Origin of the sequence: Herbaspirillum sp. meg3, assembly GCF_002257565.1 — a bacterium.
GTDB lineage: Bacteria > Pseudomonadota > Gammaproteobacteria > Burkholderiales > Burkholderiaceae_D > Herbaspirillum.
Map to the genome: position 1 here is coordinate 2,901,633 of NZ_CP022736.1, position 21,901 is coordinate 2,923,533.

The window sequence follows — 21,901 nt, forward strand, 5'->3', positions numbered from 1 at the left end:
AACTTCTTAAGTGCCTTCGTTGATTTGAATGGAGCGTCTCATCGCTGACGCCAGAGATACAGAATCTTTTAAGCAAAAAAGCGCTTTCACTTTACAAGGGAATTTCACAATATATGCATACAAAAAAACGCCCCCTCCGTGTCATCAAAGGTGGATTAGAGGCTGACAAGGAACGCGAATACAAGCGCCTTCACCCAGCCGTCCAAATTCGTCATGCTTACGCTACCCCAAATGTGGAGGCGGAGGAGGTGCGCGTGTTGAACAGTTTGCGCTTGGTAGGTGGAACTGAGGTAAACGGGCCTGGACGGAAAACCTTCGATATCCCGGTAGGGGATGCTATCAATCTGGTGGGGGCGAGCTGCGAGACGCGTCGGCGGCGCGCGGTTCGTGCAATTTTCTCCTTTGACGTTGGCCAAGGTGTGACGGTCCTCAACTTAGTTGAAGAATTCAGAATCAATATGACCGCGCCGGCCAACCGTCAGCAAGAGCTGGACTATATGCTGCGCAATGGAACGATTGACGACCTGCTTCTCAGTATGGGTATTTCAATCATCACGGCAGGCGAAGAGCAAGGCTTGGATGTGTCGGCCTATGCGACAGTGTTTAAGCCTGCCCGGTTGCTTCGTTATTTGCCTAAATTGAAAGAATACGACGATATTCTGGCGGGCTTGGCTTTGGCTTGAATAAACGGTCGACAACGCGGCAACCGGTATAGGAACGTCCCTATCAAGTACGAGGAAAAAGGGGGGGCGAAATGGAAGTAAAAGATACGAAATCTAGTTCGCAGAAAAACTGTCTTTGCTTCCACGGAATGCCTGGCAAGTGGGTGGGTGAAATGGGTTCATAGAAGGCTGGTCGCAATGACAAGCCTTCCCCACTCAAATGTGCGAGTTATCGAACCCATATGTATTGCCACCAACGTCTATCTGCCCACCCTGCACCATTGGCAGCCCTGTCGCCGGATTTACCAGCGGGCCGGAATCGGCACTCATGTCAGGTAGAGAACTCTCCGCGAAACCTTGAAACACCTCTTCCGAGTGATGCTCCGCTTTGGACGAAAGATATTCCGTAATCCTTGCTTTCTCTTGTCGTTGGCGTTCCTCTTCCTGGATGACTCTGAATCTTATCGGGGAATAAACCTCATCAACGATTGCATCTAAATCCAGAAGAATGGGCCTGGTTGCATTGACCACGAACTTACCGTCCTCGATTTTTACTACCCCTTCCTGCAATATTCCACCCTGCTCCAGGCCTTGAATAAAATTGGCGAGTTCTTTCAACTTTATGTCGAAGATGTCAGGTGCACCGACGACCACAATATCCGCTCGATGGCGGCCTCCGCCCAGAAATTGAGGCATGGTGTTGGCCCAAACGGTTTTAACTCCACCTAACAAGCCGTACTGCTTCCGTTTCATCGTGAATGTCAGAGCATGGACAGCGTCCGCCGAAAAGCTCCTCTTGGCCATCTTTTTCAAATGCTTAATCGCATTCGCACGTCCAGTAGTGATTGTCGGCGTATTGCCTTGGTAATACGCCCATCGGCATGCGACAAGCTCGTTGTAAAAAGCCTTTTCAATCATCGGGGGACCAATGATGACAATATTGGATAAGCGCGATGGAGATATGCGGATAGAAGCCAACAAGCGCTCTAGTTGGGTGAGGGAGCCTTCAGACGAACGATACGATTTAATTTTTTCGGTTTTCATTTTTTGAATATGCGTGCCAAAGAGCGGCAATAGAATTAACTGCTTGATGGAAAAATTATTTGGTAAATAGTTCGTTTATCTTCAACTGAGTCCAACAAGCTTCAACCTTTTCACTAACCGCTTTCTCAATCGCCTTGAGCTGCTTATTGCTCTCTGCAGCGAGCTCATAAGCTTGAGTCAAGGCGTATAGCGAAACTTCCAAGATTTCTCTATCCACTGATTCGTCTTGAGCCACCTTATCGAATAGAAAGCACTGAAGTTCAGCCATTTTCCACGCAAGCGCAACATTGTCTTCCAGCGATTGATACGTCCCTGCTACTTGAGAGTACGTTTTAATAAACGTGGGCTTGCTTGCCAGGGATTGAGGCTCCCCCGATATTTGGAGGCGCGCCTCATGCAATTTTCTTTTGTAATCCAACGAAAGCGATTCCATCGCCTTTTCATTTTCCAGGATTTTATTGAGCTTGGATTTGAGCTCAGAGAATGTGCATTCTCTAGCCTTATTTTCTTCCCAATACTCTTCGGCGGCCAACTCTACATACGATGTAATGCTATCCAGATGCCGTCCTGCGTCGCCCATAAACGGGTCAGCAGCTATGTCTTGAATTTTTTGCAGCATCAAGGGCTTGCACCATTGCGCGCAAACAGAATAAGGAGCGGTTAGCGCCTCAATCAATGCTTCGGCCCTACCTTTTCTTACGTAGAAGCATGAGCTTTCGTCACTTAACACCTCCTCCCTGCAGGCCCTTCTGAGTTCCTCACGGCGTGCCGTGAGTAGCTGATTGAATGCGGATATATCTTTTTCACCTTGGGTTGTTTCGTTTGTCATCGCCTAGGGTCCGATTTTAAGTGGTTCATTAGTCGACTCTATCGAAACTGAATTTTCGTTCGATGTGTCTCGAGCCCCCTCCGACTCACTCGTGTGCTCATTTGAAGACTTGACCTGCATCACTGTGAATTGAAGAAACTCTCTAATCTGCGCGTCATTACTTGAAACTCGCTCAATCCGTGCCATAACCTGTTCAAACCATTTAGGGCGGTCTTGTGGCTTCATACCCTTCAAATCTTCCGCTGTGATTTGATGCTTCTCTAAAAAGATGCCTGGGTTTCGCCATTTATCTGCGCCCCGAAAAATGGCCTCGTCCGGTTTGCCAGGGCAAACCTTACGGTTAATGATGAATGCCTGGCCGGCGACCTTATCTGGCTCTGGTGGTAAAACGGTTTCAATTTCTCCGTTCCTGATGATTTCTGGCCAATCTCTCGCGTACGGGACCATTAGCCCGATGAATTTGCACTTACTCTCGTCACGCCACCATTCGCGATGCGCACTTATCGGCGTCGCGATGTCCCTGATTTCATACGTCTTCTGAACTTCATAGTCAGCATCTGAATAGAGCGTGATATTGGCAAGCATTGTGCCGCCCAAGAACAGTCCATTCAGGACACTCAGTACATCTAGCATTCATCTCACTCCATATTTTGCCGTTTTGGCAATATGAAAATTATCTAAACAACATGCGTTTTCACGCTATAGCGGGAAGACTAAAGAGTACCACGGGGCAAATATTTCTCCTACTACAGCGGGAGAAATCAATGACTCAATTGCAAGCAGAAGAAGTGGCAGCGGCCGCAGGGAAAGTGCTCAGGCGACTGCGAAAGGAGATGGATTTAACGCAAGAGAAATTGAGTTTTAAGGCAACAATCCAGCGGAATTTCGTATCCGAGATTGAATTGGGGCTGAAACAGCCATCACTGTTTACGATATTCAAGATTGCTCAGGCGCTTGACGTAACGCCACATCAGTTCGTATTGCTGGTCCAGGAACAGCTGGAGGAAAAGTAAGGGGGGGCGCATCGCGACGTCGCAATTCTGTCACCACCGCTACCGGCCATCGGAGTTGTCTAATCATCCTCTTCATCGAGGTAGCGGCTAGTCCGGCGCTCGTGTGCCATCGAATAGCGCGCATCTTTAAGCAAGCTGTCGTAAAGCTCATAAGCTGGCTCTACACGGCTAAGCGTGCTTAGAACCTCTAAGCAGTGCTTCTCGAGCTTGACGTCTTGAGGAAATGGCTCGCCAGGCGTGCCGTGACGAACACCAGTATTCGTGGCGGCTACGATTGAAGACCTAACTGCATCAAGTGCCTCGTCGTCAATCAGCTCAGCTGCATTGAGCAGTTTTCGAAGGAACTCTGGAAACTCATATACAAAGGAATTCTGACTTTCACGCAGTATCAGGCCAACCACTAAAGCGCGCTCACGGTCACCAGCTGCCATCCAAGTCAGCAATGCATTCAGCATTACCTCATCGTAGCTCCCCCACATACCGGCCACTACCTCTCCAATACGGGGCAAGCTGCCGTCTTGCGTAGTATTCTTCAAGCCCCAGTCTAGGAACTCAACCAAGTGCCGTAATCCATTCTCGCTCTCGTTAAATCCGATTCCATCTTCAGCTCCGCCATATTCCTTATGAAGTGGAGTGAAGCGCCAAGTACCATGGTGCTCACACTCAACCATGCGAGCACGAATAAATTGCATCACGGCTGTAGAGTCTTCTTTGACGGATGAACTCAAGAAGGCTTTCACCCAATGGTCGTCCAGTTCCTTAAGACTCACAAGCTTTTCCAACAAACGTGTCCGCATGCTGCTAACTATCTCCTGCGGAATTGTTTGTCCACCCGCGACCCACATCAGACAATCGTGGGTGACGCGCGTCGACACCGTGAAATCGACCTTACAAATCAATTCGACTGCCAGGCCTGGATTCGTTGAAGCGACTTGTTGCACCAAGAATGTCGCTGGCAACAAAACGGATTCATCATCGGACGACATGATTCGTTCGAAAAGCGCGACTTCATCCGGTCGATACGGACCTTTCGGCACGTAACTCGCATAGGCCTCCGCCAGCTGCGACAATTCCTTTGATGAATCTTTGGACCTTTGAACATATTTACTGACCGTGTCGGGAGCACCTGAGGCAATGACGATACTCAGTGCGCGCCCAACGTGCAAAGCCAGATGTTCCGCTTTGCCTTCGAAGTTTCGAGCAACAATCTCCTCTGCAAAGGCTGGAGAAGCTTCCAATAGATATCCAACAAAGATATATGGACTTCCATATCCTCTAGCGATGGCGCTCATCTCATCCAGGCAAGAATTCACCACTTCGAATAGTGCGGATGGGCCTTGATAGGCCTTCACGATTTCCGCGACCAACGTCTGACGCTCCTCTTCATAACCTGACCTGGTGAGTGAATCGCCGATATCCCATGTCTCCATGCCCCAACCATCGATGAGGGCGCGCGTCAGCCGAGTCGTCAAATCGCGATGAAGAAGTTCCAGAATTGGTTTTGCGAGGACTGACGTTTCAGGCCTTCCATGGAATGCATGCCAGCGGAGCGACTGCGCCAACCTTACAAGCACTACCGGTGGCATATACGTCTCGTTCACCAACTTGCTTATTGCTGCCAGATTTTTTCCATGCTCGGCCGCCCACTCATCGACCGATGAATCGCTAGGTATCGCTCCACTCAGAGCGCTCTGCCAGGTCTGCGCTGCCAAAAATGCTCGCCTGTCGCGCCCCAATTTTAGGAAATCCAGAAGCGCGTTCGTGACGTCATCTCTCAACTGCTGCACATTCTTCAACGCAACTCGATAGCGGCTGATGGTGAAGGTCGATTTTGAGTATGAGGTGGATTGAAACTCTGTTTCCAATGGCCCTGTCAACATCTCGAACGGGGTATATAGGGATGTCACTGAGGCGGGACGCTCCAGAAGCTTCAAGGCAAAAGCAACCACTTTACGTACATGCTCTACCGGCTTATGCAGCTGGTACTTAGCCAGCTCCTTCAGAATCCGGACCGCATGACCAGGTTCTTGATTGAGCTGCCGATTGTCATTCTTACCCGCTTTCCAAAGTAACGTGCATCCCTCTTCAATGTAGTCGTAGTTGTAGGAAGCGTTACGAATTATATTGCACACATGAGTGTCATTGCCGTGCCCTTCATTTACAAGCCTGCGTGCAAAGTTCAAAGCCAAGCGAGGCTGATAGTAGGCCATCGCCTCCACCGCCTGAACGTGCCGATTTACATAGTCACCATGCCAGCGAAGATGCGGCTCAATGCTACGTAGCGCATCGCTATCGTCAGTCGCCCCTTCCCGCAGCCGCCAATCCAATCGCCCAAGATTGACGAGCATATTCTTCAAATGGTCTTTATTTGCAAGCTCAAATATCGCCGCAAAGCTTTCGTTTACCGTTCCATCCTCTTTCAAATAGCTCCACCGAATAAACTCATCCGCGAGCAGGTCGGGCGCCAATCGCGTGCGGATACCTCGCTTGAACAGAACGCCTGACTGTCCCAACAGAAGCATCAGACGTGCAATCTCTGCGTCCGATACTCCGTAGACCGTCGTGAGTATTGTGACCAAATTCGGGTCATCAGGAATCACTGGCTGCAGTAAAGCTGTGACGCTGAGCACAGCTTTTAGCTTTTCTTCCTCGTGCTTAGACACCAATTTCGCTGTTATTTCGTCTCGCAGCTTCAACAGCACATATCGACGAAACTCTTCACTTTTTCCAAGCAACTGCAAAGATATTGCATCTCGTGCGACCAACTGAGCGGCTAGAACTGTTGCCAACGGTGTTGTGTATGTTGCCTCGGCAATTTCGGCAGCAGCCTCTAACGCTGCTCCGCACTCCCTCAATATTGACTCGGCCAACAATCTAGCCTGCTCCTTTGACTGCAACGTCATCTGAACAAGCGCTACCGACGGCCCCGAAAGCGCCACATCGGCCGCTTGGCTGACCAGAGTGGAAACACCATAAGGACGAAGCGAAAACAGCAGCCGAGTTCGATTTCCCGGGTCAGCGGCATGGCGGAGCAATACGCCCAAATCCTCTCTATCATGGGCATCATCAATGACCAGGATGGTAGCTACGCCTTTTCTATCGCGCAGACCATCCAAATGATGAGCTTTCACTTCCTCTGTCGGGGAGATGAATCGAACATGGAGTCCTCCTTCGCTACCAAGCAGCCGAGAAATCTCCCGAAGAACACGTGTCTTTCCTGCCCCCGGGTTCCCAATCAGACAAGTGAGTAGGACTTTTTCATCTCGTGCTGCGACGACTACCTGTTCAATCTCACTTTCCCGACCGACCAGAGCCCAAGCGTGGTTAAAGAACCTGTCTTGAACCAAGAATTGAATGAAAAATCGCTCCTCGTCCTGAATCGGCCCTGGCTCCTCAATGCCTAACAGGTTCAATCGTTGGCCATGGAAAAATCGGTCGACTAAGTCTAGTCGGTCGTAAAGTGGCAGCTCGTGGAGCTTGCGAGTAATGTCGTCGCGGTCCCAGATTTGCCAGTCTGCGTGCATCGCCACCGCATCTCGCGCGTTGGGGCTGGCTACACTCGACAATAGGAGCACCTTCAGGTCGGCTTCATATGTCTGTTTCGCAACTGCGCTATGAACTTTTTGCGGCCCAAATTCCACAACCCTTTTACATTGGAATGTGTGCGTCCCAAATGGCCCCTTAGCCACGATATCTATGCCGTGTTGAGTGTGCCCTGTTGCGCCGTATCGATGAACATGCCCTCCCAAGGGCTGATAGAGACGGTCCAAGAGAGAGGTGCAAAAAATCTCAAAGGTATCTGGCGTCAATGCAGCCAAGGGGAGAGGCTTATCGTAAGAAGTCGCCAATTCGCTCTTCGCTTGGAGAGGTGCTTCTTTATAGTCGGCAGCTGCGAAAAGCTCCCCCTCCTGCGCCTTGACCAGCTTCTCCAGTCGGAGAAGCTCTTTAGATATAGGTCTGCCTAACCCTTTTTCCCACCGACTGACCGTCTGCTGAGTTACGCCCAAGGCCTCAGCCAACTCCCGTTGCTTCGCGAAGCCCGCCGCATTCCGGCGTTTTGCCAATAACTCGCCAAATGCTTGATATGGGATGTTGCCTGTTTTAGCCACGGATGCACCTCATTTCTTACACACATTAAAATGAGTATAAGAAATAACTCACAAAATTCAAGACTCAAGTTGAAATAACCATAGCATTACAGTGGTTATTGACCATCTAGATATTGACGGGTAAACAGCACGTGGCCAACCGACTAAGGTCACCCGTCTTCAGAAAGAAAATGGCGAGATTTTACTGGAGTTCTTGGACATCCAAGTCGATGCATTTAAGGGTTATCGCTTGGTACTGAAGGGCGTTGAGCATCGGCTGACATCTCAAGGAGCTACCGAATATGCCCAAGCCATAGGAAATGTGGTTGGAGGGCCAAGTCAATTAGATGAAGTTCCAAAATCGCCCTCCCTGGCTGCTTTCAGTTCAATATAAAAACCACCCTCAAGTAGGCTTAGAGTCGAAAAGAATTCTTCGAGGAGCGATTTCTCTTCCATCGTTGCCACAGGCAGCCAGGGCAATTCATTTTCACCTTCGACAAAAAAGAGACCCGAATATCACCTCAACTCACCCAGACACTCTTCACTCGAAAGCCGAAGGGGCACAATCATTTTGATATCTACAACGACTACGACTACTAAGGAACACCGCAATCGCTTATCAGCATTGACGCTCAGGCATTTCGGGAATTTTGAAAACCAGCGAATAGAATTTCCAAAACCAGTAAATGGAATTTTCAAACTGCGCGATTGGTATTTTTAAACCCAGTACAAAGTCTGAAGATAGCCAGCCGCGAATACCAGGTGGTACCGGCGAAATTCAAAAGGAAAAAAATAATTTCTGCCGAAGTCCGAGTTGAATAGTCCCGGTGCCATAAGGGGAATTTGGAAATTTAGACACCATTCTTTCAAAATCATCATCTACAAATCGAACTATATGTTAACTCCACCACTGAGTTCTTATAGTAAAGATGACCAAGAAAATCCAAGTAACTCCCCAACTTGTCAAGTACCAAAAGAAGGTTAAAAACACAGCAGCCGACCTTGCTGCAGCTGCCATGGGAATGACAGTTAGCCCCGACCAGCTAATGGCTGGCTTTGTAGAACTCGAGAACGTAGCCGAAAGAATTCAAAAAGCGATTGATGCAAGCGACGCTATTTTCAATTTCGATGGCCGGCCATTGAAATCGGACGTAAGCAAAGCCAGACTTACCCAAGCGGTGAGAGTTAACGGCGAGGTATTCCTTCCAATTGTAGGAGAAGACTTTCGTGTGGTCCCCAACGCTTGCCTAAGGTCTGCAATTTTTACAACTGGTCGCGGCGTCCAGTTGAGTAACGCCAGTTTGTTAAGCGGCAAGCTTGAACAGACTAACGATTTCGCCGACGTTGTCTCTTTTGACTACATTGACGCGCAGCTAAAGGGCTACAATCTCTGCCAGTATGACCGCAAGGTATGGGGGACCTGTGTCGAGTTCTATCGCGACAAGCCACTTACCAAGGAAGGCGCATCGGAGCAAATGGAGACCAATTTCTATGGTTTCGCCAAGAAGATGGGGGAACTGTATGGAAAATCGACTCATAGAGCTATTCTCGCCAGCCTAATTCGACTCGATGCCGTACAGTTCCGAATCAGATATAAGGGTTGGAACCTTCGAGGCCAAAAAATTCTTAACGCTAGTTTTCAGGATGGAAGTGAACACGGAAGACAACGGGGTAGTGACCTGATTCGCTTCCAAGTCCTAGACGGAGTGGCAGAATTGTGCGGCCCGCAAGGTTGGACAGCCTTGCACAAAGATATTCTGACCTATGACGGTCTGATGGCATGGATTGCCGGTTTTTATGCCAGCCATAGCCGATGCTGTTGGCTTCCATTTGAATATCTGCAAAAAATGACTGGCTACCCAGGAACATCAAAAAACTTCAAACAAGCCTTCGTTGCTGCAGTAGAGAAGCTGAAAAGTGCATCCGTGGACCCAAGTCATCGGATTCGAGAGTACGATATTTCTGCAGACTGGAAGAAGATAGTAGTCGCGCGCAAAAATTGGAAAATCCCCAGAGCAGTCGATAACGGAGCCGACGAAGAAGATGCTATCGCCCCCCGTCAGATTTCCAAACCTTGATACCGGAAATGTCGACAACTAAGGCGATACTTTCCTCACCGGGATGTCCGGCATAACCAAGGAACCGATATGAGCGCAATCACTTACACCCTCGAAAACGCACCTAGCAAGACCGGTGAAAAATCTGGCGGCGGCCGCGGCAACAATCCCCCGAAAAGCAAATAAGAGCAGCCCCGCGACTATTCGAATTTGGCCCGGTAGTCGCGGGCATATTCTCGCCACACCGGATATCGAGTCCGTCCCCAATCAGCAAAGTCAGAAAGGTCATGAGGGTAGTTGGGCCACGGATACGCCTCCAGACTCTGGCTGGCCGTCATCTCTTTAGGAAAAAGCGCGACCAAAAGCTGAGAGAAGTGACCTAAAAAATTGACCTGCTGCGCGTAGGCCAAACGCATTTGAAATGCCGGATGCTCAGCGTTACCCCAAAGACCGGCAGCGATGCGGTCGAGCCATTCTTTGCGAGGTTGGTGCGTTCCACTGCTCCATCGCTTCAGCCGCAACTCGTCCATTTCTATCTCGCGCAATGCTGGATGGTCAAAGAATTCCCGCTGCGTACTAGCTCCAGATTCCCGCTTAGTCCATTCGAATAGCATTCCAAACGGATTCTTAGCCTTGGGTCCTACGATTGGCCATAAATCCAGCACGCAGCTTTGGTCGCCCTGGCCAGTAGTTGCTTCATACTCGGATTCATAGACGACCATTACGGCTAGAAAAACTTCCATGGCTATGCTTGCGCGTAATATAAGCAAAGTACCAAAATCTGTGACTCTGCCAAGTGCATCACGAATCCCACCCCAAAGAAATGGAGCAAAGAATTTACTGTCCAATATTTCTTGAGCTGCCTCTTCAAATCGTCGCTTGTGCATCAACGCAAATGCAGCTCGCGACTCTCTCTCTATCTCCAATAGAAATTCCTGAGGTGCCCCCAACTGCTTTCCTGAAGGATTGAATGCAACAACCGCTGCCTCATACATCCCCATGCTCGCGGGATTGAACTCGCCCTTTTCGTCTTCCCCGATTGCACGCTCCAAGTCCTCCAAGAATTTTCTCCTCAACGCATCTGGAGTCTCACTTGCATCCAACATTTCCGTGATGAGGCTACGTAGTCGGTCTGGGGATACTTTATCTTCCGGCTTAATTGCATCGAATCGCTTTAGAAGCGACTCCTTACCCATCAATTTAAAGGCTCTACTTATTGAATGGCCGGCAATGTCTAAGTAGGTATGAGGATGAAAAAGAAAAAGCTCAGTAAGCCGAATTTTCGTGGGGGTGCCGTTGAAGGGATTGATGAACTTGAGTGCCATATTTAAAGGTAGCGATTCAGAGTTGGCATTCGTGCGACTCTATAGCTGATTCACGGCATTCATTTTTCAAGCCCAAGCTTCACCGAGAGCCTCAGCTTGTTGCAATACCAGCTCAACTGCGGCGTCGGCCGTATCCGGCGGATACTTGTATTTACGCAAAATCCGTTTTACCATCAAACGCAAACTGGCACGCACACTCTCTCGCTGAGACCAATCAACAGTGATATTTTTGCGCAGGTTCTCTGTCAGCTCATGCGCTATTTTTTTCAGCGTTTCATCTGTCAGCTCTTTTACCGCTGACTCATTATTAGCCAGCGCGTCGTAGAATTTCACCTCGTCCTCGGTCAACCCCAATTGTTCGCCCCGATTTGCGGCTTCTTTGAACTTCTTGGCCATCTCAACCAACTCTTCCATCACCTGCGCGGTTTCAATGCTGCGGTTCTGGTAACGCGAGATAACCCCGGTTAGCAGTTCAGAAAACTTCTTCTGTTGAATCACATTACTGGCGAACTTGCTTTTGATTTCACCTTCCAGCAATCTCTCCAAGAGTTCTACTGCCAGATTCTTTTCGGGTAACTTTTGAACCTGCGCCAAAAATTCTTCATCTAGCAAACCAATATTCGGTTTCTCCAAACCAACGGCATCAAAAATGTCGACGACACTCTCGCTCACAACTGCCTGGTTGATGATTTGTCGAATAGCAGCATCCCGCTGCTCGTCGGTTTTTTTCTGACTACTGATGTCACGCTTGGTCAAGATGACCTTGACCGCCTGCATGAAAGCGACTTCTTCCCGCAGCGCCTTCGCCTCGTCTAGGGTGCAACACAGACTGAATGCCTTGCTCAATGCGAGAGCAACGTCAGCAAATCGCTTTTTGCCATCGCGTTTGCTATCCTTGCCTTCTGACTGGATGCCGAGGACATGGTTGGCTGCGCCTGCTAGGGTTTTGTGACCACCAGACTTGAAGCCGGAATAGTCGAAGCCATGCAGCATGGCTCTCAGGACATCGAGCTTTTCCAGCAAGACTGACAGTGCTTCATGTGCGTCCACAGTCGGCTTGCCGCGGCCTTTGCTAGCTGTGTATTCCTTCATGGCGGCTTTGAGTTCATTACCGATGCCGATATAGTCGACCACCAATCCACCCTGCTTATCCTTGAACACGCGGTTGACGCGCGCAATCGCCTGCATCAGGTTATGCCCCTTCATGGGCTTGTCGATATACATGGTGTGCACGCACGGCGCATCAAATCCGGTCAACCACATGTCGCGCACAATGACCAGACGGAGGGGGTCTCCGGCATCCTTGAAGCGTTTTTCCAGCCGTTTCTTTACCTGGTTGCTGTATATATGCGGGCGTAAGAGAGCCTTGTCGCTAGCGCTGCCTGTCATGATGATTTTGATGACACCCTTCTCAGGGTCTGCGTCATGCCATTCAGGACGCAATTCGATAATTTCGTTATAAAGATGCACGCAGATATCGCGACTCATCGCCACGACCATGGCCTTGCCATCCTGGGCTTTGTTGCGCTCCTCAAAGTGCGCCACCAAATCGGCCGCTACGCTGGCGACACGGGGCTCGGAACCAACCACTTTTTCCAAGGCGGCCCAACGGCTTTTGAGTTGTGCCTGCGTGCTCTCTTCCTCGTCCTCGGCCAATTCATCCACTTCTTCATCGAGGATGGAAAGGTCCGCCTCTTTCAACTTCAGTTTGGCCAGCCGGGACTCATAGTAAATCGCGACGGTGGCACCGTCGTCCTTGGCCTGCTGCATGTCATAGACATGGATATAGTCGCCGAAGACAGCACGGGTATCGCGGTCGGCACTGCTAACCGGTGTGCCGGTGAAGGCCACGAAAGTAGCATGCGGCAAGGCGTCACGCAGATTCTGTGCGTAGCCGACTTTGTAGGTTTCCTCACCCACCTTGCCTTTGAGCTTTGCTTCAAAGCCATACTGAGTACGGTGAGCTTCGTCGGCAATGACGACAATGTTGTGACGGTCAGACAAGACGGGGAAAATGTCTTCGTCTTCTCCGGGCATGAATTTCTGGATGGTCGCGAAAACAATACCGCCGGAGGGACGGTTAGTCAGCAACTGGCGGAGTTCTTGACGGGTATGCGCTTGAGCCGGCTGTTCGCGCAACAGGTCTTGCGCCAGACTGAATACACCAAACAGCTGCCCATCCAGGTCATTGCGGTCAGTGATGACGACGATGGTTGGATTTTCCATCGCGGTGTCTTGCATGACGCGTGCAGCAAAACAGGTCATGGTAATGCTCTTGCCACTGCCCTGGGTATGCCAGACTACGCCACCCTTGCCCTGAATATTGGCCGGGCTGTCATTGCGTGAAGCCGCCACGACTTGGTCAATAGCCGCGCGCACCGCATGGAACTGATGATAGCCAGCGATTTTCTTGACCAGCTTACCGTCATTCTCGAACAATACGAAGTAGCGCAGGTAGTCCAATAAATACTGCGGCGCAAAAACACCGCGCATCAAGGTTTCCAGCTCATTAAATTCACCCAACGGGTCTAGGTTGATGCCATCGATGGTGCGCCATTGGAGGAAGCGCTCGGCATCTGCCGACAACGAACCCATGCGTGCATCAGTGCCATCCGAAATGACCAGCACCTCGTTGTACTGGAATACGTCGGGAATTTGTTCTTTGTAGGTTTGAATCTGGTCGTGCGCTTTCCAGATATCTGCCGTTTTATCTGCCGGGTTTTTGAGTTCCACCAGCACCAAGGGCAAACCGTTGATGAAAAGGATGATGTCTGGCCGGCGGGTGTGATGTGGTCCCTTGATACTGAATTGATTCACCGCCCAGAACTCGTTGCGGGTGACATCAGACCAATCGAGCAACCGCACTAAGTCCCCGCGTGTTTCACCATCCTTTTGATATTGCACCGGCACACCGCCTACTAGCAGCTTGTGAAAAGCGCGGTTTGCGGACAACAACGAAGGGATGCCCAATTCCATGACCCGTTGCAGTGCGTCTTCGCGCGCGGCGCTAGGGATGAGGGGATTCAAGCGCCCGATGGCCTCCCGGAGCCTGAACGGCAGAATGACTTGACGGTAATCTATACGCTGAGGCTCACTACCATCATGCGCAATGTCAGGTCCGTAGCGATGCGTGTAGCCGACATCCTGCAGCCAGCTCAGCGCTTCTTGTTCCAGTTGGTCTTCGGTCATGCTGGCATCACTCCCTGATGTCTTTTTTAGTTTTAACTTGCTTCGAGTTGTTCCATTGCTTCTGGTAAGCGCAGTTGGCCGGAAATTAGACGAGGCAACAGCGTATCGCGGAGCACTGAAAGGGATTGGGCTTGCTTTTCGTTCTCTATCAATCGGTCGAATAGAGTACCTGCAACATCGATAAATGCATTAACTACTGCAGGCACCGGTACTAAAGCCGGAATGGGCCGGAATGCTTTCTTACTGATTTCCATAAAGGTCGAACCATTAGCCCTAGCCTTAATGTTTTCCATATTCTGCAGACACCAGAACAGCATATAAAGTGGTGGCAAGATGCCTCCCGGCAGCATGGCAATATATCCTTGATTGATGGCCAGAGGCACCTGAGCTAGTGCGAGGTAACCAATTGGCGCACGTGACGACAGAAGCAGTGTGCCAATCGGTAGTAAGCCAGAGCCAATTTTGGCGAGACCTTGTGCACTGAGTTTACGCTCAGTGTCCAAAAGTACCGGCGCTGCAATCCCTGAAAGGTCTTTAGGTGTCGTCCAGCAATGAACAGGTGGCTCCCAAAAGACCGTGTTTTTTGTATCAGGTGTAGCACCACCAACTGCTTCGATGGCATCTCCAACCGGCATAACCGTCCACCCCTTCGGCACAGCCCCCAACGCCGACTCACCAAACTCATCCGGAAACAGCGCCGCCGTGGCTTCGTCCATGCCTTCGGGGGAACGACCTTCCATCTTGGCGCGTACGGGGTCGAAATCGACAAACCATGATTTGAACAGAGCTTGGGCGATGGCTTCGAGGGTGGCGTTGGTTTCGCGCAGGAGGATGATGCGGTCGTCGATAGTGCTGAGCATCGCCGCAACTTCTTGCTGAATGCTCAGCGGCGGTATTCGTACTTCAATCCCGCGTAAGGACTTCAAAGGTGTTGCGATTCCCGGCGTACCAACTTGGGAAGCATTCATGAGTAATGCAGCCCGTCCAACGGAGCTCTTGAAAAAATACATCAGAAAAAGTGGCTCCGCCTTGGTCCGGTCTACGGCCAGTTTCATTAGACTGCTCGATAGCATATACCTGCGCCCATCATCGGGGGTAATCCCGACCTCTCCGATATTCCCTCGGTGCGGAAACACAAGGTCACCTGGCGCTAAACAGCAACTAGCCAATGAGTCAGCTGTGGCCTCTGAAACATGAACGTATTCGCCTTCAGGTTCACGCCCCCCAGATAGGTTATTTCCACGGATGACACGGACGCCCGCGGGCACGTACATATCTGCCTTCATTCTGGAACCAAATGGACCCACGGCCATCGCCCCTCGTATAGGCGCAGCCAATTCCTCGACCTTGACTCTTGGCCACTCAGAACTCATACCCGAGTCCTCCCAACTTCTGCCGAATCAGCGCATCTAGTTCCGAGCCCTTGCTCATCTGCTCACCCAACTTCTCAGTCAGCTTTTGTATCTTGTCGGCAAAGGCCTCATCATCAGCCTCAACTTCTTCAGCGCCAACATAGCGACCCGGCGTCAGCACATGGCCGTGCTGGGCAATCTCGGCTAGAGGCACGCTACGGCAAAAGCCCGGCACATCTTGATACTCGGTAACGGTAGCACCAGCTTCTACCTCGCCACGCCATGCCGCAACAGTATCCGCAATGTAGGTAATTGCTTCATCGTTCAACTCGGTCTGAACGCGGGAAATCATCTTACCCTGCTTACGTGCATCGATGAACAGCACTTCGCCCTCGCGCTTTTTCTGCTTGGTCAAGAACCACAAACAAGCTGGAATCTGGGTATTGAAGAACAACTGCCCTGGCAGTGCAATCATCACCTCCACCACGTCAGCATCAACCATGGCAGCACGAATGACACCCTCATTATTTTGACTTGAACTCATCGAACCATTGGCCAGCACGATACCGGCACGGCCATTTGGTTTGAGGTGATGCAGCATGTGCTGTAACCATGCGTAGTTGGCATTGCCTTTTGGTGGGTCGCCATAGACCCAGCGCGGGTCGCCTTCCAGACTGCCGTGCCACCAGTCGCTGATATTGAACGGCGGGTTAGCCAGAATGAAGTCGGCCCGCAGGTCCGGGTGTTGGTTCTTGATGAAGGTATCGCCGGGTTCGCGACCCAAGTTAAAATCGATGCCGCGAATCGCCAAGTTCATGGCTGCCAGACGCCAGGTAGTCGGATTGGCCTCTTGACCGTAGATGGACACGTCGCCCAACTTGCCGCCATGGGCTTCGATGAATTTTTCAGATTGCACGAACATGCCGCCCGAGCCGCAGCAAGGGTCATACACTTGGCCATGGTGTGGGGCCAACACGGCAACCAAGGTCTTGACGATGCTGGCAGGCGTGTAGAACTGGCCGCCCCGCTTGCCTTCCGCACTGGCGAACATACCCAGGAAATATTCGTACACTTGTCCCAGTACATCACGCGCTTCCGATGCGTTGGTGCCAAAGCCGATAGTGGAAACCAAGTCCACCAGCTCGCCAAGCTTGCCATCAGGTAGTTGCGCTCGGGCGTAGCGTTTGTCCAGGATGCCTTTGAGCTTGGGGTTCTCGCCCTCGATAACGGTCAGGGCATCGTCAATGCGTTTGCCGATGTCCGGTTGTTTGGCGGCTGCGCGTAAGGCTTCCCACCGGGCACCTTCGGCCACCCAGAAAACGTTAGCAGCCTTGTAGTAATCGCGGTCTTCCAGTTCTTCCGCAATTAATTCGGCATTGGAATCGGGCAGAAAATAATCATCCGACTCATCGGTAAACCGCATCGCGAGTTCTGCCTGACGTGCTGAGAAGGTGTCTGAGATGTACTTGAGAAAAATCAGCCCGAGAACCAGATGCTTATATTCTGCGGCGTCCATGTTGGCGCGCAGCTTGTCAGCGGTTGCCCAGAGTGTTTTTTTGATGTCGTCGAGCATTAACTGATGTCACCTTCGTGAGTAAAAAGCGTGTTCGCGTTATTGTTATCAAATACGCATGGAATTGATTATTGCATTTTCGACATTTTACGATTAATTGCCTTATCAGGCGCCCGAAGAATGCCATGAAATGAAACGTTACAATGACTTTCCATACCGTACGGAGGCACCTTATATCCAACTCAGCGCCATGTGAGGAGGAGGCCGGGTACCAAAGTGGTAGCCCGGCCGAGAAAAATACTACCTTTCTTAAAATCTCCTTTTTCGCTATCCAACCTGCCAAGGTTAGAGTTCGTCTCGTCCACCGCCAAGCGGACGAGACGGCACATCACTGCAACAGGCCGCCAAGCCTAACCACATACTTTCGCAAAACGCTTCAACCTTTCGGGACATGGTGCCAACCATGTCGCCGCTTTCGCAGCTCCCCAAGTGCTTCGGTCGTATCGCACATTGAGTCGAACCCTAATCAGTTAATCTCCCCCTCTCACCATCTTCCCGTACGGAGCCATCCGATACGGTACGGCGAGAGGTTCCCACGTTAGTTACCAGCTACTGCGCAACGTAGCGCCACCATCTCCACACTCCCCTAGTCTTCCGACTTCCCTTAGGTTTCCCTGGCTCGATGTTCCATAGCGGCTCAGGTACTCAGATTGTGCTTCATCGACTACGAACCACGGCTTCATGCCTATGGCTCTACGTTGCTCCGCACAGCACCCATCGAGGGGTGCCGTTACACGCTTAAGCTATCCAGAGGCCCATGGTTTCCCAAGGTGCCAACCGCGCCAGGTTTCCCCTTGCAGCCCTCGTACATCGCTATACGCTCATCAGCCTACGTGTGCGGTACGGGTTATGCCCTTGCGGCACATCCCCCGAATCGGCCTTTCACCGACTTTCACCAAATAACAGGTCACCAGGCCATTGCCTGCCTGGAGCCGTTTCCGTGTCGCCCAACCTCGCCTTGGCAATATGCCGGCAGATTGGGTCGAAGAAGGGAGTTACACCCTTCAGCGCCCATCGCAGCCGCACCAGCCCTATTAGAGGCATGCGGCTACAGCGTTTGCTTGGCATCAGATTGGCGACCTGATGCCTGTCGAGGTGGCGCCTCGACACGTCCTTTCGGACAGTATGTGTGTTTACAGTTGGCGGTCTGTCCGAAGGCCCCTGGTAGCTACCGCAGAGAACCTTGGGACAGACCGCCGTGCATGCGAGCGCCTCAGCTTTCGCTGCGGCTCTGGACCTACACAAAATGATTGTCCTATTTGGTATAGCTAAAAGCAGTTTGTGTTCAAAGCTTCATGAAGATGTATGCCCTCTAAGGAAGAGCAAGTACAAATAGATACCGATGGATATAATCCCGACACCGAAGGAAGTGCCTCCGGCATGAACAATAATCAGACCGTGCTGACCGTTGGCCTGTGACACAGGTTCTAAATCGCTAGCCTAGTCAGGCTTATACGCGAGGTTGCACCGAGTGCGGGGCGGCCTCGATAAAAGAGAAGCAATGAGAGGGGAAGCTCCGAGCCACGTAGATACCTAACTTGGCTGGATTTCAACTCAACGCGAAGGTAAACTGGAACCAGAGCTTGTCACCTTAAAGCCTATTCTCCAGTTTCATCTCGCGAAAACACAAAAACAAATAAAGGAAGGGGTATCAAATGAATCGCCGATTGGCTTTGGTTACTATGGCTGCAGCTATTCTCATCCACGCACCTGTATTCTCCGCTCCGCCAAAACGGCTGGAGCTTTTTGGTATGCAGCTCAAAGGCGCAACACGTGACCAATTACGCCAAACCTTCAAGCAAAACGGAGTTAACCCCGTGCGAGAAGATGACCGTTACTGGGTAGATAACTACAATGCAAATGGCGTGCTAGACGGTGCCACCGAGTTCTCTGCCGGCTACGTTTCCGCCACTAGCAAGTTCGCTTTTGCCGGTTACACGTTTCCCAGCCGCATGGATACACAGCAAGTTGGAAAGATTATCGATATGGTCGCCGCGAAATACGGGCGTCCTACATCGCGCAAAGGAAACTACGGGCTAGGCGAAGTGGCGGCCATTTGGTCAATTGGGCAAGGCATGGAGCTACGTGTGACGCGTGGTTGGCCAGATACCACTACATACTTGCTTTACGTGGATTTGAACGCAAATAAAGCTATGGAGGCAGAAATAGCCGCCAACCGTAAGACTCAACAAGCTGAAAAGGCTAAAGCTCAATCCAAGGCGTTTTGACGACTAATTAGGAACGACATCATGAAAGATGCTGCCGGTGTCAATGTTAATGTCAACGGCGGCGACTGACTAGAGCCACCGCGTATCGGATAAGCATTTTTCTCAAGCAAATCAACTGTCTTGAAGGCTACTTTAATGAACCAAATTCAGCGGTCCCCCATCGACTCCAATTCGCTCAGAGCGAAATCGGACGGAGTTGTATTCTTTACTTCGGTGCGTCACGCAACTGACCTAGCGTCAGGATTTATGAGCGCTGAAGCTGCAAAGGCCCTGTTCGAACCAGCATCTTTTTCAATTACGGGCGGCGGAAATTTTTGCTGTGAGGATTTACGCCTCGGCCGCGAGTTGCCTCTTTATGAGGTTGCATATAAAGACAAAGTGTATCGAGCTCTGGTCCGCAAACCTAGCGGCGAAAATGCCTCTATGGGCCTTGAACTCATTCGCACCTGGGCTCTTGGCGTAACCAGCGACGGCTGGTATGCTCAACCGCCAAGCCGTGTACCAAATACGCCGCAAGCCCTGGTCGCCGAACTACAGGGCATCACTGGCGCCAAAATGACCGACCTGATTGAGAACGGATATGACCTCCTTCAATATCGCCTTTTGAACGAGCTAGCTTATCCCAAATCCATAGCCCCTGCCGGCTACACCTTGAAAGAAAGATATCTTTTAACCATAGCCCCGAATGGCGAATTGACTACGCTCTACGACACGCCAACAGGCGTCGACGCCGATAGATGGAGCTATTTTCTTCATGCATTGGATAGCCGTAACACAGCCAAAACGCTAGATGAATATGCTGCCTACGGCAACGTCATCCGGGAGTTTGGCCAGAGCGGCGCCACGGCCTTGCGCCAGGCATTGAGACTACGACTTGGCGCCGAAGAGAAGAAGCCTTTCGCACATGTACAGAAGGCATTCTTTGAGCTATATCCACCTCGAAAATACGAAACCGAGGTGGAGCGAAGCATAGCTGGTTACCGGGCCATATTTGAAACAAAGAGGCGATTCTAATGGGCAAATCGAGGTGAAAGACAAAAGCGGGGATTAGAAGTTGAGCAAGGGATTCAAACCGCAGCCGTGTATTGAGGCCTGTACATAATTAAAACACAATTCTATTTGCTCTTCAGAGTTGTCCCGTATGTGAACTTCCGCTTCTGGCCGATTGGGGTCAACGCCAATCGTAAGTAAATTTCCACGTGATTGCATCAACGGCGTTTGCATCAAGTTTAGGAAATTTCGCTAATAGCACCTCTCGAAAGAGCTTACTGCCTTCGAGAATATCGTGGCTCGTCCAGTCAATCGAAATATGCTCGGTCACTTTAAGCAATTCTTTTATTTCCAGAAGCAAACGATGTCCCTCGATATTTCCGAATTCCTGGAGGACGTTGTCGGCATCGGCCGAGGGAAACGGTTTGGTACCAAAACCTAGATAAATTTCTATCGCGCTGCTTAGGGATGACATCATAAGACTTTATACATTTGAAATAATCAGGATGACCACTACTGGCCGATTGAGTGCATTTATCTGTTACATGAAAATTGGCAGGTGCGAGACAACCTTCCGCATGAGTCTCTCTGCTTAAGATTTTTTTATTATCTATTTATCGGTGGAACGCCGGCCGAAGTCTGTGCCAACAGCACCCGCTGATATCGTAGTAACTCTTGAGATATCAGTAGCATGACGTTTTCTACATTCCCGTTGGGAACTGGTAAATGAGCGACATTACTCGTCATTTTCTGAATTAGGCCAAGCGCACCCGAGGCCTTGGATGCATCCAGTTGCGCGCACACTGCCATTAAAACAATGTCCATCGAGTGCATTTTTGCAAACAAATACTCTATTTCTTTTTCTTTCATGTTGTAACCTATTCTTAAAAATTCAACAATTTGCGAGGGAAATATGGAATGTGTATTAGTAGATATGCAGAAATATACCGCGTTAAAGGGCATGGTCGACCAGTCGGCAAAGGCATACGCAGCTGCTACCTCGCTCATTGACGCACTCAACCACGCATTTGCGGGTACCAATTCAGCCTTAGGGGTTGGAGCGCTGAAAATTGCTCCCATTGCCCTGGAGTCATTTGAATTTTCAGTTACGAGCGGAGTGGCACAGGGAAGACTGACCTACGAGGCGGAAATAATTGAGGGTGCATATGTCGGCGCTCTCACATTGTGGAAGAGAAGTTTTAATGCCGAAGGCGCTCGAATTTGGACGAAAGCATGGAAAGTGTATCTTCCAACAAACGACTCCCCGTATTACTTTGATGGTCGACAACGACAGGCACTAGAGATTATTGGACCACGAGGCGACAAGACAATAATTACAATCGGCACCACGTTCATCGTGCGATTGATGGAAGAGTAATGCTTCTCTAACGCGAGATATCGAGGGATAGTCAAAGGACAGTTCGAGCTATTCAAACGGATGCTTGACTTTGTTCTGCCCGGAACCGTCGTCATCAGCGCTTCCTTCCAGTACATCTAGCCTGTGGCTAACTAGACTTGCGTCCCCCGCCCTAAGATTCCCTCTGGCGCACG

16 protein-coding genes are annotated in these 21,901 nt (G+C 50.6%); 6 read left to right on the forward strand and 10 right to left on the reverse strand.

Annotated elements, in window-relative coordinates:
- Positions 1–113: 113 nt before the first annotated feature.
- Positions 114–683: a hypothetical protein gene (locus tag hmeg3_RS12955; RefSeq protein ID WP_094564084.1), complete on the forward strand. Its 570-nt coding sequence runs from the start codon at positions 114–116 to the stop codon at positions 681–683.
- A gap of 195 nt (positions 684–878) precedes the next feature.
- Here the strand turns inward: hmeg3_RS12955 and hmeg3_RS12960 are convergent, their stop codons facing one another.
- Genes hmeg3_RS12960 through hmeg3_RS12970 form a run of 3 tightly spaced genes read right to left on the reverse strand, consistent with a single transcriptional unit; the run spans position 879 to position 3,168 of the window.
- Positions 879–1,706: a hypothetical protein gene (locus hmeg3_RS12960; protein WP_157739264.1), complete on the reverse strand. Its 828-nt coding sequence runs from the start codon at positions 1,704–1,706 to the stop codon at positions 879–881.
- A 55-nt stretch (positions 1,707–1,761) separates the two neighbouring features.
- A complete protein-coding gene (locus hmeg3_RS12965; RefSeq protein WP_094564086.1) occupies positions 1,762–2,535 on the reverse strand; it encodes a hypothetical protein in 774 nt (257 codons plus the stop codon).
- 3 nt (positions 2,536–2,538) lie between these two features.
- Positions 2,539–3,168: a hypothetical protein gene (locus tag hmeg3_RS12970; protein ID WP_094564087.1), complete on the reverse strand. Its 630-nt coding sequence runs from the start codon at positions 3,166–3,168 to the stop codon at positions 2,539–2,541.
- 131 nt (positions 3,169–3,299) lie between these two features.
- Between hmeg3_RS12970 and hmeg3_RS12975 the strand changes: the two genes are divergently transcribed.
- Positions 3,300–3,548 carry a helix-turn-helix domain-containing protein gene (locus tag hmeg3_RS12975; protein ID WP_094566321.1) on the forward strand — a complete coding sequence of 83 codons (249 nt, stop codon included), beginning with the start codon at positions 3,300–3,302 and terminating at the stop codon, positions 3,546–3,548.
- A gap of 59 nt (positions 3,549–3,607) precedes the next feature.
- On the opposite strand, the gene hmeg3_RS12980 is transcribed toward hmeg3_RS12975, so the two are convergent.
- Positions 3,608–7,657 carry a helix-turn-helix domain-containing protein gene (locus hmeg3_RS12980; protein ID WP_232511636.1) on the reverse strand — a complete coding sequence of 1,350 codons (4,050 nt, stop codon included), beginning with the start codon at positions 7,655–7,657 and terminating at the stop codon, positions 3,608–3,610.
- 908 nt (positions 7,658–8,565) lie between these two features.
- Here hmeg3_RS12980 and hmeg3_RS12985 point away from each other — a divergent pair.
- Positions 8,566–9,714: a hypothetical protein gene (locus hmeg3_RS12985; RefSeq protein WP_094564088.1), complete on the forward strand. Its 1,149-nt coding sequence runs from the start codon at positions 8,566–8,568 to the stop codon at positions 9,712–9,714.
- A 179-nt stretch (positions 9,715–9,893) separates the two neighbouring features.
- On the opposite strand, the gene hmeg3_RS12990 is transcribed toward hmeg3_RS12985, so the two are convergent.
- From hmeg3_RS12990 to hmeg3_RS13005, 4 genes are all read right to left on the reverse strand, one after another.
- On the reverse strand, positions 9,894–11,018 hold the full coding sequence (locus hmeg3_RS12990; RefSeq protein WP_094564089.1) for a hypothetical protein: 1,125 nt from the start codon (positions 11,016–11,018) through the stop codon (positions 9,894–9,896).
- Between the two features lie 66 nt (positions 11,019–11,084).
- Positions 11,085–14,207, reverse strand: a complete 3,123-nt coding sequence (locus tag hmeg3_RS12995) for a type I restriction endonuclease subunit R (protein WP_094564090.1) — start codon at positions 14,205–14,207, stop codon at positions 11,085–11,087.
- 32 nt (positions 14,208–14,239) lie between these two features.
- Positions 14,240–15,580, reverse strand: coding sequence for a restriction endonuclease subunit S (locus hmeg3_RS13000; protein ID WP_094564091.1), 1,341 nt, complete (start codon positions 15,578–15,580; stop codon positions 14,240–14,242).
- Positions 15,570–17,132 (reverse strand): class I SAM-dependent DNA methyltransferase, encoded by a 1,563-nt coding sequence (locus hmeg3_RS13005; RefSeq protein WP_094564092.1) that lies wholly within the window; start codon positions 17,130–17,132, stop codon positions 15,570–15,572. The genes hmeg3_RS13000 and hmeg3_RS13005 overlap by 11 nt, the downstream gene beginning before the upstream one ends.
- 1,655 nt (positions 17,133–18,787) lie before the next feature.
- Here hmeg3_RS13005 and hmeg3_RS13010 point away from each other — a divergent pair.
- Positions 18,788–19,360: a hypothetical protein gene (locus tag hmeg3_RS13010; RefSeq protein ID WP_094564093.1), complete on the forward strand. Its 573-nt coding sequence runs from the start codon at positions 18,788–18,790 to the stop codon at positions 19,358–19,360.
- Between the two features lie 135 nt (positions 19,361–19,495).
- A complete protein-coding gene (locus hmeg3_RS13015; RefSeq protein ID WP_094564094.1) occupies positions 19,496–20,374 on the forward strand; it encodes a hypothetical protein in 879 nt (292 codons plus the stop codon).
- 157 nt (positions 20,375–20,531) lie between these two features.
- Here hmeg3_RS13015 and hmeg3_RS13020 read toward each other — a convergent pair whose 3' ends face one another.
- Together hmeg3_RS13020 and hmeg3_RS13025 are read right to left on the reverse strand one after the other, a co-directional pair.
- Positions 20,532–20,828 carry a hypothetical protein gene (locus hmeg3_RS13020; RefSeq protein WP_094564095.1) on the reverse strand — a complete coding sequence of 99 codons (297 nt, stop codon included), beginning with the start codon at positions 20,826–20,828 and terminating at the stop codon, positions 20,532–20,534.
- A 128-nt stretch (positions 20,829–20,956) separates the two neighbouring features.
- Positions 20,957–21,220, reverse strand: a complete 264-nt coding sequence (locus hmeg3_RS13025; RefSeq protein ID WP_094564096.1) for a hypothetical protein — start codon at positions 21,218–21,220, stop codon at positions 20,957–20,959.
- A gap of 43 nt (positions 21,221–21,263) precedes the next feature.
- Here hmeg3_RS13025 and hmeg3_RS13030 point away from each other — a divergent pair, with 43 nt between their 5' ends.
- The gene (locus tag hmeg3_RS13030; protein ID WP_157739265.1) at positions 21,264–21,728 is read left to right on the forward strand and encodes a hypothetical protein; all 465 of its coding nucleotides are present in this window, start codon (positions 21,264–21,266) and stop codon (positions 21,726–21,728) included.
- Positions 21,729–21,901: the final 173 nt, after the last annotated feature.